Source organism: Paenibacillus agaridevorans, from assembly GCF_003112455.1.
Classification (GTDB): domain Bacteria; phylum Bacillota; class Bacilli; order Paenibacillales; family Paenibacillaceae; genus Pristimantibacillus; species Pristimantibacillus agaridevorans.
Genome location: NZ_BDQX01000291.1, coordinates 22115 through 36236 on the forward strand (window position 1 = coordinate 22115; position 14122 = coordinate 36236).

Genomic DNA, 14122 nt, shown 5'->3' on the forward strand with positions numbered 1-14122 from the left:
CGATGCTTCCAACGTGTAGCGGAACAGCTCCATCAACTCGATCCGCTGAAGCTCCTCCAGCAGGACTCGGGTATCCTCGGTGGCTTTGCCGGATTCCTGCAAGGTGATGATGTCGACGAAGTCGTCCGTATTCCAGCCGTCGACGTCCCGGAATCGTTTAAGGGCGTTAACAATGGGATTGGCGGGAAAAGAGTCTAATCCGGGCTGCGTCGACAACCACTCCGCAATAGCAGATCGTGTGCGCTCCTTAACGGAATGGCGGCCCGCTTGGCGGAACCAATACTTGCTGTTCCAGAAATCTTGCTCCATCCGATGCATGATCGCATGCCAGTAGCTTCCCGTTGCGTCGTCTTCGATCTGCTGGGCGTAAGAGTGGGAACGATCCAGACTGTCGTTGCGAAGATGCAGGCCGGCCATCAGGGCGATGTCCTGCTTGTTCGCGGGCGGATGCTTCTTCCCGAGCTTTACGATATCCTCGTCAAGGCTTTCGTCCCATACTTGGGCAGGCGATAACGGCGCCGTCTCGCGGCGTTCGTCCAAACGTTTCACAATAGTCAGCAACTCTTCCTTCATCCTCCAAGCAGCTCCTCTCCCGAATGGAATGTTTCTTTTGGTAATGGGTCGTGACTCCCGTACCGCCTCACCGCGCGTTGGGATTTGCACGCGATGCAGAAATTACAGCTTCGCCATAGCTTTTTTGGCGGCTTCGATCGTTGCGTCGATATCGGCATCCGTGTGCGCGGTCGTCAAGAACCAGGCTTCATACTTCGACGGCGCAAGATTGATGCCCTGATCCAGCATGGCGCGGAAAAAAGCGCCAAAGCGTTCGCCGTCCGTATCCTGCGCCTCGTCGTAGTTCGTGACGGGATGATCGCAGAAGTGGGCGGAGAACGAGCCGCGGATCTGGTTAACCGTCAGCGGAATTCCGTTCGCGGCCGCAGCTTCCCTCATTCCGTCAGCCAGCTTGGCGGCCAGACGATCCATCCGGTCATAGATGCCCGGCTCCTGCAGCACTTCCAGGCAGGCGATGCCGGCGGAGATGGAAGCCGGGTTGCCTGCCATCGTTCCCGCTTGATAAGCGGGGCCGAGCGGCGCGACCTGCTCCATAATTTCGCGGCGTCCGCCGTAAGCTCCAATAGGGAGGCCGCCCCCGATGATTTTGCCCAGCGCGGTGAGATCCGGTTCGATCTCCTTGTGATCAGGGAAGGCATGATAGGTTTGCGACGATCCGTAGTGAAAGCGGAATGCGCTAATCACTTCGTCATAGATCACAAGCGCTCCTGCATCGCGCGTCAGCTTGCAGAGACCCTCCAGATAGCCTTCATGCGGCATCACCATGCCAAAATTGCCGACAATCGGCTCCACCATAACGGCGGCTGTATCGTCGCCCCAGCGCTCCAGCGCTTCCTTAAGCGCGTCCAGATCGTTGAACGGAACGGTGATAACCTCATGGGCTATGCTTGTCGGAATACCCGCGCTGTCCGGGATGCCCAGCGTGGATGGACCCGAACCGGCCGCGACGAGGACAAGATCGGAATGGCCATGGTAGCAGCCGGCGAATTTTATGATTTTGTTCCGCTTCGTATAGGCTCTAGCTACTCGGATCGTCGTCATGACGGACTCCGTGCCGGAATTGACGAACCTCACCTTGTCCATGGAAGGGATTGCTTCCTTGAGCATTCGGGCCAGCTTGATTTCGAGCTCGGTCGGCGTGCCGTACAGCGTGCCGTTGCGCACGGACTCGATAATGGCCTCCGTAATATGCGGATGGGCATGTCCCGTAATGATGGGGCCGTAAGCGGCCAGATAGTCGATATATCGATTGTCGTCGACATCCCAGAAGTAGGCGCCTTCGGCGCGTTTCATAAAGACGGGCGCGCCGCCGCCGACGGCTTTGTAAGAGCGGGAAGGGCTGTTGACTCCGCCGACGATATGCTGGAGCGCTTCTTGATAAAGTCGATCCGAGGTTGGACGATGAATGGTCATGAGTAGGAGAACCCCTTTCGAGTGGAGATGAATAGTTAATAAGGTTAAAAGCTGGAGCTCGCGAGCGCTGAAATTGGTGGGAGCGTATAGGCGTTTATAACGCCTATGTAGCACGCAAGCGCCGAAAATGGGGCGCATAGGCGTTAATAACGCTCATGGAGCTCGCAAGCGCCGAAAGTAGGGCATGTAGGCGTTTAAAACGCCTATGGAGCTCGCGAGCGCCGAAATTGGTGCGTATAGACGTTAATAACGCCTATGTAGCCTGCGAGCGCCGAAAGTAGGGCGTGTAGGCGTTTAAAACGCCTATGGAGCTCGAGAGCGCTGAAAATAGGGCGTATAGGCGTTTATAACGCCTATGGAGCTCGCAAGCGCCGAAAGTGGTGCGTATAGGCGTTAATAACGCCTATGTAGCTTGCAAGCGCCGAAAATGGTTCGTATAGGCGTTTATAACGCTCATGGAGCTCGCAAGCGCCGGAAATGGGGCGTATAAGCGTTTATAACGCCTACAACTTAGCCGGAACAAGGAAATAGAGCACATAGGTGCTCTATTCATTTTGCGCGATATAGGTTTGCAGGGCCCGACGCCGATCTTAGGCAGATGATCTTGAGGGGCGGCTGGTCTTGCGCCTCGTTAGCGGGCGGAAGAACTCGAGCCGGAGCGGTTTGAAGTTCCGGTAGATCCGGAGCCGCTATTCGTACCGCCACCATCGCCCTCCGATGATCCGTCCGCTGTGGGCGATTCCGAAGGCACCGGGATTGTCTCGTCCGTCGACAGGATTTCCTGCACGAATCCGATCAGCGCGTCTTCGTCGCGAATGCCGATGACGGACGCGCCGCCTACATGCTCTTCGCTGACAAGCTCCATCGGAGGGATCTGAGCCGTACCGCCGACATGACTCTCTACGCCTAGCTGTCCAAGCTTCAGCATATCTCCCACGGTCAAGTTCGTCTCGATATAAGGCGAAACGCTCTCCAGAATTTCTTTCATTCGGATCAGGTTCCAGCCGGACTGCAGCTCGGAGGCAACAGCCTTAAGGAAATTACGCTGACGCTCCGTCCGCGTATAATCGCTCATGGCGTCGTGACGGAAGCGTACGTACTGAAGCGCCTTGTCGCCGTCCAGCAGCTGGTAGCCTTGCTTCAGATCGATGTCGTAGCGATTGCCGTCCGCGTTGTCCGTATAGCGCATATCTTTCTCAACGTCGAAGTAGATGCCGCCGATCGTGTCGATAAGCGATTTAAACCCTTCGAAGTCGGTGTAGACGAAATACTGGATTTCGAGGCCAAGCAGGTCGCCAACCGTCTTCATGGCGAGGTTAGGTCCTCCCATTGTAATGGCGGAGTTGATGCGCCCCTTGCCGTGGTCTTCGATTCTCGCATAAGTATCTCGAAGCACGGAGAAAAGATGGGCCTTCTTCGTGACGGGATCGAACGAAGCGACCATCATGGAGTCGGACCGCGCGATTCCGTTCTCGTCCGCGTCGCGGGCGTCGCCGCCCAGCAGCAGAATGTTCACGCGCTCCTTGCCTTCCCACTTGGGAACCTCGACGGGCTTCTCGGGAGTGACGTCGGTGAACCGGGACTTTTCCGGCTCCTTCTTAAAATCATCTAGCGCGCTGTAGACGCCGACTCCCCAATAGACGAGGGCCGCGACTACGGCAACGATGATGATCGATAAAGTAATGATAAGCCACTTCCAACGTGACTGTTTTTTAGGGGTTTCTGACCGCGTACGCATTGCGTTTAATAGGTCTCCTTTCGAATAGACGCCAAGTGGATTCAGATCATGGTTTTGCCGCTGCTATAGATTAAGGCTGCATAGGACTTCCCTGTAACCTTCCGTTTACGACCCACGATAACTGAGGTATGATTACATATCATAAAATTATAAAGCTCAGGCGCATATAGTTGCAAGTTTTATCATTTGGGGTACAATATAATCGCTATTTCCCAGGAAATGTCGAGCGAGAGGGGCTGCTACAACGCAATGTTAGCTATTGATGTCAAAGATTTGCGCAAGGACTTCCGCGTGCAAAAGAATAGAGAAGGACTCTCCGGCGCCTTCAAGGATCTGTTCAAGCGAGAGTATCGGGAGGTCCGTGCGGTAAAAGATATTTCGTTCCGGATTCCGCAGGGCGAGATTTGTGGATACATAGGAGAGAATGGCGCCGGCAAGTCGACTACGATCAAAATGCTGACGGGCATTCTTGTGCCCACAGCCGGTCAATTAAAGGTGAACGGGTACGTCCCGTTCAAGGATCGCGAGAAGTTCGTGAACGGAATCGGAGTCGTCTTCGGCCAACGTTCCCAGCTTTGGTGGGATATCGGCGTTATCGAATCGTTCCAGCTGCTTCGCAAGGTGTATCGGGTGTCAGAACCCGACTTCCGCAAGCGGCTCGACAATCTCGTCGAAAGGCTGCAACTGGGCGATCTCCTGAACCGCCCCGTCCGCAAGCTGAGTCTCGGTCAGCGGATGCGCTGCGAGTTGGTGGCGTCGCTGCTGCATAATCCGTCGATCCTGTTTCTCGACGAACCAACGATCGGCCTCGATATCGTCGTCAAGACGGAAATACGCGACTTCCTTATGCAGATGAACAAGGAAGAAGGAACGACGATTTTGCTGACGACGCACGATCTGCAGGACATCGAGGCGTTATGCTCGCGAGTTATTATGCTCGATGACGGGCAGATCATCTACGATGGAGGTTTGGAGGATCTTAAAGCCAGGTGGAGCAAAGGGCGCGAGATCCAGTTCCAATTCGCCGCCCATACGCCGATTGCCAGGCTGAGCGGATTGACCGAAGGGCTGGATGTGTCATGGAGCGTCGAAAACGACGTGACTGCCAAGCTGTTCGTGCCGCATTCCGTCAGCGTATCCGACGCGATGGCAAGAGTCGTCGGGGGAGCGGATATTCGCGACATTAAAATTTTCGAGACGAACACGGACGAGATCGTCCGCGCGATCTACCAATCCGGCTCAGCAGAGGCGGCAGCGGCGAAAAAGGAGATCGCTTCGTCATGACGAGCGCCTATCTGGATTTTATTCGCATCCGGTTCCTGATGATGCTTGCTTATCGCGTTAATTATTACAGCGGCATCGTCATTTATGCCATTAATATCGGGGCGTATTACTTTCTGTGGCTGGCTATCTACGGAAGTCAGGAGTCGCTGGCGGGGTTCACCGTTCCCCAGATGACGACTTACATCGCGGTATCTTGGATGGCTCGGGCGTTTTACTTCAACAATCTGGATCGGGAAATCGCGAACGAGATTCGCGACGGCAGCGTATCCGTGCAGCTTATTCGGCCTTATTCTTACTTGCTGGTTAAGATGATGCAGGGCTTCGGGGAAGGGTTGTTCCGCTTCATGCTGTTTATGATTCCGGGGCTGGCGATCGTATGCCTGCTGTTCCCGGTAAAGCTTCCGACCGATCCTGTCGTTTGGCTCGTGTATCTGGTCATGCTGTTCTTCAGCTTCCTGATTAATTCGCAGATTAATATTTTGACGGGACTGTTCGCCTTTTTCGTCGAAAACAACGAGGGCATGATGCGGATGAAGCGGGTCATGGTCGATTTGTTCTCGGGCGTCGTCGTGCCGATCGCCTTTTTCCCGGGCTGGTTGTCGGGGATAATGCAGTGGCTTCCGTTCCAGGCCATCACGTATTTGCCGAGCTCGGTCTTTACGGGGCGGACCCCCATCGGCGAAGCCGCGGGAGTGTTCGGACTTCAAACGTTCTGGTTCTTGCTGCTGCTCGTTCCGATCGGGCTGACATGGCGTGCGGCTCGCAAGCGGCTGTTCGTGCAAGGGGGTTAAGACATGATTCGATATATGGCTTTATTTTGGGAGTATATCAAAAACTATGCCAAAACAAGGCTCACCTACCGCGCCGACTTCTGGATCGAGGTCATCTCCGATCTATTGTTCCAAGGGATGAACCTTATCTTTATCCTCGTCGTGTTCCAGCATACGCCAACGCTCGGCGGCTGGTCGGAGGCGGAGGTTGTTTTCGTATATGGCTTCTTCATGATTCCGTACGGCGTGTTCAGCACGTTTTTCGGCATTTGGAACTTCAGCGAACGTTATATTGTCAAAGGCGAGATGGACCGCGTTCTGACGCGTCCCGCGCATAGTCTGTTCCAGGTGCTGATTGAGAATGTTGATCCGCCATCGCTGATCGGCTCCTTGGTCGGAGCTATCATTATGGGGATTTGTTGGGCGGAGCTCGGCTTGCCGTTCGGCGTAATTGATGTGCTGGTGCTGCTGCTGCTCGTCCTTGGCGCGGTGCTGATCTATGCGGGGATGTATACGGCGCTGAGCGCGATATCCTTTTACTCCGACGCCCCGACGGGCATCGTGCCGCTGATCTACAACATTCAGAACTACGGGCGTTACCCCGTGAACATTTATAACAAAATCATCCGCTTTTTCCTCACCTGGCTGCTGCCGTTCGCGTTCGTGGGGGTTATCCCGGCATCGTTCTTCCTGGAGAAAAAAGCGGATGACTTGTCGCAGCTCGCTTTGCTGACGCCGGTCATGGGACTGATCGTATTCGGACTCGGCCTTGCTCTATGGAATCACGGCGTGAAGCGGTATCGCGGGGCGGGATCTTAGATTGCGGATGGGCTGAGAGAGGAGAGAGAAAAGATGACGCTGGAAATAGGCAAAAAAGCACCTAAATTCAAGCTGCCTGCTTCGACTGGCGAGACGCTGTCGCTTATGGATTTGCGGGGGAAGCAGGTGGTTCTGTTCTTTTACCCGAAGGATATGACGCCGACCTGCACGGAGCAGGCTTGCGATATGAGGGACAACTATGGCGAGTTCGAGAACCACAATACGGTGGTGCTCGGCATCAGCACGGACAGCGTGAAGTCGCACTTGAACTTTATAGCGAAGAAGGAGCTGCCGTACGTACTGCTGGCGGACGAGGCGCACAAGGTATGCGAGCAGTACGGCGTTTGGCAGATGAAGAAGCTGTATGGCCGAGAGTACATGGGCATCGTGCGTTCGACATTCCTGATCGATGCGAAGGGCAATCTGGTCCGCGAATGGCGCAAGGTCAAGGTGAAGGGCCACGCAGCCGAAGTACTGGAGGCCGCCAAGACGCTGAACGCGAGAGCCAAGCGGAAGTAGCCGCTTAAGCGTTGCGATGCGAGCGGAGAGCAGGTTAGCTGGCCGGTGGCGGCGCTGAGGCGAGCGAGATTGTCGGCGGGACCGACTTAAACTTGCGTCTGCGCTCGGTTGGCTGCCTTTAAGTCGGCTAGACCGACTTAAACTTGCGGATACGCACGGTTGGTGGCCTTTAAGTCGGTATGGCCGACTTGAACTAGCGTCTGCGCTCGGTTGGCGGCATTTAAGTCGGCGAGATCGACTTAAACTAGCGGCTGCGGTCTATTGGCGGGCTTTAAGTCGGCGAGACCGGCTTAAACTTGCGGTTACGCACGGTGGGTGGCTTTTAAGTCGTCGAGACCGACAGACTAATATATACAAAAAGACGCTTTCCGAACCTACTTCGGAGGGCGTTTTTGCATGGTATAGATAATGCGAGAAAAGCCGCAAGATTACAGGCATCAGGCGGAATGCTGATTCATATACTCTATCAATTCGGTAATAAGAAGGAAGACGATAGAGGATGGTGCATTCAGATGAGACGAATAGTACAAGCTTCTTTATGCGTGACGATATTGTGGTTCGGCGTTATGCAAGTGGACGGTGGACTGGGCTGGCAGGGGAAAGCGGCGGGTGCGGCGAGCAACATTGGGGATCTGCGGACAGTTACTTATCAGTACGAGGCGAAGTCGCTGCTTGCAAAGCCGGACGGCAAAGCGGGACAAGCTCCTTCGCCTAATGATAGAGATGGCCATACAGCGGAAACGACTAATTTGGAGAAGGTTAAAGCGGGAGCAGTAGGAGGAGGAAACAATGAGATTCAACCCGAGATGGAAGGAATCAGTACCGTTGCAAGCGGGGAGAGTGTCGACCGTACAACTGTTGACGGGGCAAACCGAGGAGGCGCTGATAACGCAAAGTCTGCTGACGGCGGAGCGAATGGAGGCAAGGGTACAGCAGAGTCGACCAGCGACGGAACGAGTAGCGACAAGGGCACAATAAAGTCGACCAACGATGGAGCGAATGGCGGCAAAGGTACAGCAGAGTCGACCAACGATGGAGCGAATGGCGACAAGGTTACAGTAGAGTCGAACAACGGCGGAGCGAATGGCGCCAAGGGTACAGCAGAGTCGACCAGCGACGGAGCGAATGGCGGCAAGGGCACAGTAGCGTCGACCAGCGACGGAGCGAATAGCGGAGTAGAGACTGTAAAGTCGGCCAACGATGGATCGGTCGGGGCTGCGGAGTCTGGCCAAACATCCCGAGGCACGAAGTCGGATGGCAAGGGAACGGTCGCTGCCCAGGATGTTCCGGCTTCCAAGCAGCCGGAGAAAGTCGTCTACTTGACGTTCGACGACGGCCCGAGCAAGCATACTCCTGAGGTGCTGAGCATTTTGAAGCGTGAGGGTGTGACCGCGACGTTCTTTCTGCTGGGGCAGCAGGTGGAGCGCCAGCCCGAGCTGGTGAAGCAGATCGTTGCCGAAGGTCATGCCATCGGCAACCATACATACAATCATGTCTACAGGGAGCTGTATGGCGGCTTCCGGAACTTCGCGGACCAAATTATGCGGACGGATGACGCGATTTTCCAGGCAGCGGGCATCCGAACGACGCTCGTCCGGGCGCCGGGCGGCACGTATGCCAACTTCGACCAAGGATACTTCGACGCGATGAAGGCGGCGGGCTACAAGGTGCATGACTGGAACGTAGACAGCGGCGATTCCAAGCGTGTTGGCGTGCCAGCCTCGGAAATAATCGCGAACATACGCGCATCCAAAATCGCAAACACGCTTAACGTGCTTATGCACGACAGCAGCGGTCACGCTGAGACGGTGAAGGCGCTGCCTTCTATCATTGCCTACTATAAGCAATTGGGTTATTCTTTTGCCGCTCTGAGCGACGGGGTTGATCCTATGCAGTTCAAGGTTGCGAGTCAATCGAAGTGGAGCAGGGGGAGCGTCACCGAGTCGGACAAGCAAGCGCTGGCAGCGTTCGCTTCCAGGTTGGATCGGAAGGGGGGCATCGCGAAGCAGGCTGAACCGGCGCTTATCATTCATCGCGGAGAAAAAAGTCTGGAGCTCCAGGCTTTCGAATATACGCTGCAGAACGGCACCATTCGCGTTCCGCTCGACAAGCTGAGCGAATGGCTCGGCGGCAAGGCCGAGCTCGACGAGAAGGAAGGCGTCATCGAAGTGACGTTGGACGGCAGACAATGGTTCTGGCTGACGGACCAGGCATCATCGGGACAGGGAAACGAGGTGAAGCTGGATGTGCCAATCCGGGCGACGCTGGCTCAGTTCGGGATGGAAATTGAGAATTATGTATTGACGAAGGAGCGGAGAGAGATTTGGATCGGGCAGTAGAGGAAATGCGAGATTAACGATAGTCGGGGAATGCGGTGCAGAGTAAGACCGGCAAGGAAATCTAGCAGGTCTAAACAGGGACGATACTGGCGACACTGAAAAATAGATAGATTTATTTTTCGGGAGGCGACAGTACGATGATAACCCCTCAATTTATAGGAAATGATTACGAGCAAGTAGAGACGACGGGTAGTCCCGGCCATTCCTGGGCGGAGCCGCCGCAGGCGCTGCTTCACAGACTTCAGGGCAAGGTGGAGCAAGTGTTGGTCGGCAAGGGAGCCCTTATAAAACAAATGTTAATCAGCATGCTGGCAGGCGGACATGTGCTGCTGGAGGATATTCCCGGCGTAGGCAAAACGATGCTGGCAGGAGCGATCGCCCGAACGGTGGGCGGCGAGTTCAAGCGTATTCAATTTACCTCCGATATGCTCCCTGCGGATGTGACGGGCGGTCTCGTCCTGGACGGACGGTCGGGCGAGCTGCAATTCCGTCCCGGACCGATTATGGCGAATGTCGTGTTGGCCGACGAAATCAATCGGACGTCGCCGCGCACGCAATCCGCGCTGCTGGAGGCGATGGAGGAGCGGAGAGTGACGGTAGAGGGGAAAACGAGACGGCTTCCCGTACCCTTTATGCTGATCGCGACGCAGAACCCGCTAGACTTCGAAGGGACGAACGCGCTGCCGGAGGCGCAGATGGACCGGTTTATGATGCGATTGTCGATCGGATACCCGGGCATTGCCGACGAGAAACGTATTCTGGAGCAATATGCGCTGGGAAGACGCATGGAGCCTGAACGCATCAGACCTGTCATGGCTCCGCAGGAATGGCTGCAGATGCAAGCCGAAGCCCGGCAGGCTCATGTCCATTCCTCGCTGCTGGAGTATATGGTCGCGGTGGCGGACGCTACACGCAGGTCGCCTGACATAGCACTCGGACTGAGTCCGCGCGCGCTCAGGGATTGGCTGCGCGCTGCGCAGGCCGCCGCATATATCGAGGGAAGAGGTTATGTCATTCCCGACGATTTGCTGGGTACCGCCGATTCTGTGCTGTCGCATAGACTTGCGCTCAGGGGAAGAGCGGGAGCCGGCGGCAGAGACGCAAGCGGACTAATGGCCTCTATCGTTCGGTCGACGCCTTTCCCGCCGGAAGCGGGAGCCGTCTACAACAGCAGGGGGCGCCGATGATGCCGGGAGGAGCGAGCAAACAAAATCCGGGGGAAGCCGGTCGTGACGGAAGGAAGCAGGATAGACAGCGAGCGAAGCAAGATGTAAATAAGCGGGATAGACAGCGAGCGAAGGAAGACGGAAGGAAGTCGAATGCGGCAGGCGGGTGGCCCGAGGCTGACAAGCCCTATTACCGCACGCGCCGGGTTGCCTGGTGCGTCATTATTTTGGCGCTGGCGGGCTGCGGCGGCGCGGCTGTGGTACGCGGCGGCGCGCTTGAATGGTACGCTTTTGCCGTTTTGCTCGGCGTGGCTTTGTTTAGCGGCGTGCTGCCACTTGCGGCATCCAGAGGTTTAAAGATCGTTCGGACGCTGCCTGGCGAGGGGGAAAAAGCCGCGGGGGAAGAAGCCGTCATTACCGTGGAGATCGGAAGGCGCTGGCGGTTTCCTTTTGTCTGGTTCGCCGTGGAAGATGATATTTGCAATGGATCGCTGATGTCTCCGTCCACGATGACTTGCCGCAATGTGGCGATTCCGGGTTCGGAGGCTTGCAGCGTCGTGACGTATGTGCTTCCTCTTCGACACAGAGGCGTATACGCATTTAGAAATATAACGGTTACCGTCGGCGATTGGCTGGGATTGACGGCTATTCGGGCATCGCTGAACATACGCGATGAACTGAAGGTATGGCCGTCCTTGCCGGAGGGAGCCGGATTATCGATGCCGCCAGTAACAGGGGCAATCGGCGACGAACCAGCCTATGGTTCGGAGGCTTCCGCGGAATGGGGCGGCAGGATTGACGACCGCGACATGGGCAAAAGAGCCGTTCCCGGTTCCGGGCCGGACAGCAGGCCTTACCGCGAGGGAGACTCTATTCGCCATCTTGACTACCGGGCCGCTGCCAGGGGCAGAGGGCTGCGCGTCAAATCGGCCATGCTGGAGCAGTATCCGTCCTCGACCATGTACATTGATACGTTGGCGGAGTCTTATGGAGGTCAAGATGCCAGATTCGAGTCTTGTCTCTCTTGGGCTGCCTTCGAAGCCAAAACGTTTTTCGACGCCGGAGCGCATGTCAGGATCGTAACGCCCGGCTGGACGTTCGAAATGGATGGGACTTCCGCCAATACGAACCAACTGCAGGAGTTGTTTGGCTTGCTGGCAGGCTTGCGGGCCGAGACGGAAGGAAGCGGGCGGGATTGGCTCGGCCATGCTTCGCTGCCGGCGAGAGGGGCCGTGCATGTGTTCAGCGGCAATTGGAAGGAAGCTCATCGATGGCTGCCTCTGCCGATCGATTCCGCCGAGCAAGCCGGAAGACCGGCACTCCATCTGGTTATGGAGGGCACTGATGTGACGAGCGAGATGCGGAGCAGCCAGAGGGAACTGGAGAAGCTTGGCGTACGTGTCCGCTGGCTTCCTCCGGCAGAAGCCGGAGCGGCATGGCTCAAGGCCGGAAAGGGGGCGTATCGTTATGCCCTCGGATAATGTTCATGATCGGCATTCGGAAGGAACGCTGATGTACAGGCTGTTGACCAGCCTCCTGCTTTTCGGTCTGCTGGCGGAATGGTTGTTGCCTTGGACGGGGGCAAGCGAATGGGCGGTCATCTATCATCCCATGCCTCTGTTGGCTATTATAGGCTGCATGCTCGCCGCGGGGCTTATCCGCATGCCATGGATGATATCCGTGCTGCTGCATGCTTGTATATGCCTTTTTTGCATCATGTGGTTGTACAAGGGACAGGATCAAAGCCCGGCGGAATGGTTCCTGGCTTTCCCTGGACTGATCGGAGAAAATATCGGGCTAATGGCACAAGGCGGGCTCTGGGCCATGTCGGGCGAGCTCCGGACGCTTATGCTCTTCGCGGGCTGGGCCATGCTGGCGCCGGCGCTGCAGGCGCTTGTCTGGGTCAGGCAGGCGGCGCTTGGCATTGCGGCGGCAACGCTGCTGTACCTGGGCATTTTGCACATCTGGCTCGGCATGGACGTTCTTGCCGGTTTTTTGCGCACGACGGCGGAAGGACTGCTGCTGGCCGCGATCGTGGCTGTGCCGAGAGTTCGGCGCGTGCTGGACATCGGCGAGAAGCGACTGAAGGATATCGACAAAAGCTGGCTTGCCGGCGCGCTCTTTGTCACGCTGGTTATCGCAGGCGGCGCGCTTCTGGCGACCGTGGACAGGGAGAGCGAGCTGGCGCCCGCGAAGTGGACGACCGCCATGACGGACCGGCTGCAGCAGAGCTTTCAATCCATCGGAGGCGACGGCAAAGCCGTGGCGACGATGAGAAGCTGGAACGGCGGACAGCTTGGCAGAGCGTTGACCGGGTACGGTTTTGACGACGGCGAGTTAGGCATGCCGCTCAGCAGCGACGATAGCATCATGTTTAAAGGATTATCGCCCGTACGCGCGTATTGGCGCGGCGAATCCAAATCCACGTACGACGGCAGGGGTTGGATCAGCGATGACAGGGCGCTTACCCTGAAGCCTGTTTTGGGGACGGGCAAAGGCACGGAGTCGGCAGGAACGGCGAGCAACGGAAGTGGAGGCGGTGCCGGCGTCTTGCTTGGCCGGCCCATTCGCCAAACGTTAGTGTGGGAAAACCCGGCGGCGGAGATGCCGATCATTGCGTCTGGCGTGAACGGGAAAGTGACGGAGCTCATCGCGGCCGATCCAAGGCGCAAGCTGGGCAGCTATTTGGTTAACGAGGCGGCGGACGCGCTGTACGCGGCTTCCGAGACGGCGAAGCTGGAGCGTTATTCCGTCACAAGTTATATGCCGGTGACGGAAGAGAAGGCGTTGCGTTCGCTGGGGAGCGGCGGCCCCGTCCAAGCAATCGATGATGGCGGCAGGCCAGGCGAAAAATCGCGGGAGACAAACACGGCCCTTTCAAGCGGCGCGCTGACGGAGGCGGAGCTTAAGCCGTACCTCCAGTTGCCGGCATCGCTGCCAGGCCGGGTGTCCGCGCTGGCGGCCGAGGTGGCTGGAGCGGGCATGACATCCCTCTACGACCGCGTGAAGGCGGTGGAGCTCTACCTGGAGACCACGTATGGCTACACCAAGTCGGGCAGCGAGCTGCCGCCGGAGGGAAGCGACTTCGTCGACCACTTTCTGTTCGAGCAGCGTCAAGGTTACTGCGTCCATTTCTCCACGGCAATGGTCGTCATGCTGCGTTCGCAAGGTATTCCGGCGCGTTGGGTCAAGGGTTTCACGCCAGGCGATGCGACGGGCGAGATCGCGTTGACGGGCAGCGGAGGGAGCGCGGGAGCGGCGGCCGAGCGCGTCTATGAAGTGCGCGGATCGGATGCGCATGCCTGGGTTGAGGTTTATTTTCCCGGGGCGGGATGGGTGCCGTTCGACCCGACCCCCGGCTATGGCGGCACAACGGAGATCGCTTCGGCAACCACAGGCGATGGTACGGGAGCGTCGGCGGACGCGGACGGCTCTGTGCCGGCCGGGCTAGCCGGAGGCGCGACCGGCCTTGCGAGGTTCGAGGCGGCGGCTGAGGAGGCC

The 14122-nt window shown here is 57.2% G+C and carries 11 protein-coding genes; 8 read left to right on the plus strand and 3 right to left on the minus strand.

Annotated elements, in window-relative coordinates; all coding sequences use genetic code 11:
• The 3 genes from PAT3040_RS37370 to PAT3040_RS24115 all read right to left on the minus strand — a co-directional run.
• The coding region (locus tag PAT3040_RS37370) for a hypothetical protein (RefSeq protein WP_108994682.1) at positions 1-573 on the minus strand (573 nt) is incomplete at its 3' end.
• 102 nt (positions 574-675) lie between these two features.
• Positions 676-1986, minus strand: a complete 1311-nt coding sequence (locus tag PAT3040_RS24110; RefSeq protein WP_108994683.1) for a glutamate-1-semialdehyde 2,1-aminomutase — start codon at positions 1984-1986, stop codon at positions 676-678.
• A 631-nt stretch (positions 1987-2617) separates the two neighbouring features.
• Positions 2618-3724: an LCP family protein gene (locus PAT3040_RS24115; protein ID WP_108994684.1), complete on the minus strand. Its 1107-nt coding sequence runs from the start codon at positions 3722-3724 to the stop codon at positions 2618-2620.
• A 249-nt stretch (positions 3725-3973) separates the two neighbouring features.
• Here PAT3040_RS24115 and PAT3040_RS24120 point away from each other — a divergent pair, with 249 nt between their 5' ends.
• From PAT3040_RS24120 to PAT3040_RS24155, 8 genes are all read left to right on the plus strand, one after another.
• The gene (locus tag PAT3040_RS24120; RefSeq protein WP_108994685.1) at positions 3974-5008 is read left to right on the plus strand and encodes an ABC transporter ATP-binding protein; all 1035 of its coding nucleotides are present in this window, start codon (positions 3974-3976) and stop codon (positions 5006-5008) included.
• Positions 5005-5799: an ABC transporter permease gene (locus tag PAT3040_RS24125; RefSeq protein WP_108994686.1), complete on the plus strand. Its 795-nt coding sequence runs from the start codon at positions 5005-5007 to the stop codon at positions 5797-5799. Before PAT3040_RS24120 ends, PAT3040_RS24125 begins: the two co-directional genes overlap by 4 nt.
• Positions 5800-5805: 6 nt before the next feature.
• The gene (locus PAT3040_RS24130; RefSeq protein ID WP_108994753.1) at positions 5806-6597 is read left to right on the plus strand and encodes an ABC transporter permease; all 792 of its coding nucleotides are present in this window, start codon (positions 5806-5808) and stop codon (positions 6595-6597) included.
• 33 nt (positions 6598-6630) lie between these two features.
• Positions 6631-7116 carry a thioredoxin-dependent thiol peroxidase gene (bcp, locus tag PAT3040_RS24135; protein ID WP_108994687.1) on the plus strand — a complete coding sequence of 162 codons (486 nt, stop codon included), beginning with the start codon at positions 6631-6633 and terminating at the stop codon, positions 7114-7116.
• A 512-nt stretch (positions 7117-7628) separates the two neighbouring features.
• Positions 7629-9455, plus strand: a complete 1827-nt coding sequence (locus tag PAT3040_RS24140; protein WP_258235133.1) for a polysaccharide deacetylase family protein — start codon at positions 7629-7631, stop codon at positions 9453-9455.
• A gap of 137 nt (positions 9456-9592) precedes the next feature.
• Positions 9593-10642: an AAA family ATPase gene (locus PAT3040_RS24145; protein WP_108994688.1), complete on the plus strand. Its 1050-nt coding sequence runs from the start codon at positions 9593-9595 to the stop codon at positions 10640-10642.
• Positions 10639-12102, plus strand: coding sequence for a DUF58 domain-containing protein (locus PAT3040_RS24150; protein ID WP_108994689.1), 1464 nt, complete (start codon positions 10639-10641; stop codon positions 12100-12102). Before PAT3040_RS24145 ends, PAT3040_RS24150 begins: the two co-directional genes overlap by 4 nt.
• Positions 12089-14122, plus strand: a 2034-nt coding sequence (locus tag PAT3040_RS24155) for a transglutaminase-like domain-containing protein (protein WP_108994690.1), incomplete at its 3' end; no start/stop codon positions are given. The genes PAT3040_RS24150 and PAT3040_RS24155, both read left to right, overlap by 14 nt.

Excerpts from the sequence above, each read along its gene's own strand:
- PAT3040_RS24110 (WP_108994683.1), bottom strand. The coding sequence starts at position 1,986 with ATGACCATTCATCGTCCAACCTCGGATCGACTTTATCAAGAAGCGCTC.
- PAT3040_RS24115 (WP_108994684.1), bottom strand. The coding sequence starts at position 3,724 with ATGCGTACGCGGTCAGAAACCCCTAAAAAACAGTCACGTTGGAAGTGG.
- PAT3040_RS24120 (WP_108994685.1), top strand. The coding sequence starts at position 3,974 with ATGTTAGCTATTGATGTCAAAGATTTGCGCAAGGACTTCCGCGTGCAA.
- PAT3040_RS24125 (WP_108994686.1), top strand. The coding sequence starts at position 5,005 with ATGACGAGCGCCTATCTGGATTTTATTCGCATCCGGTTCCTGATGATG.
- bcp (WP_108994687.1), top strand. The coding sequence starts at position 6,631 with ATGACGCTGGAAATAGGCAAAAAAGCACCTAAATTCAAGCTGCCTGCT.
- PAT3040_RS24140 (WP_258235133.1), top strand. The coding sequence starts at position 7,629 with ATGAGACGAATAGTACAAGCTTCTTTATGCGTGACGATATTGTGGTTC.
- PAT3040_RS24145 (WP_108994688.1), top strand. The coding sequence starts at position 9,593 with ATGATAACCCCTCAATTTATAGGAAATGATTACGAGCAAGTAGAGACG.
- PAT3040_RS24150 (WP_108994689.1), top strand. The coding sequence starts at position 10,639 with ATGATGCCGGGAGGAGCGAGCAAACAAAATCCGGGGGAAGCCGGTCGT.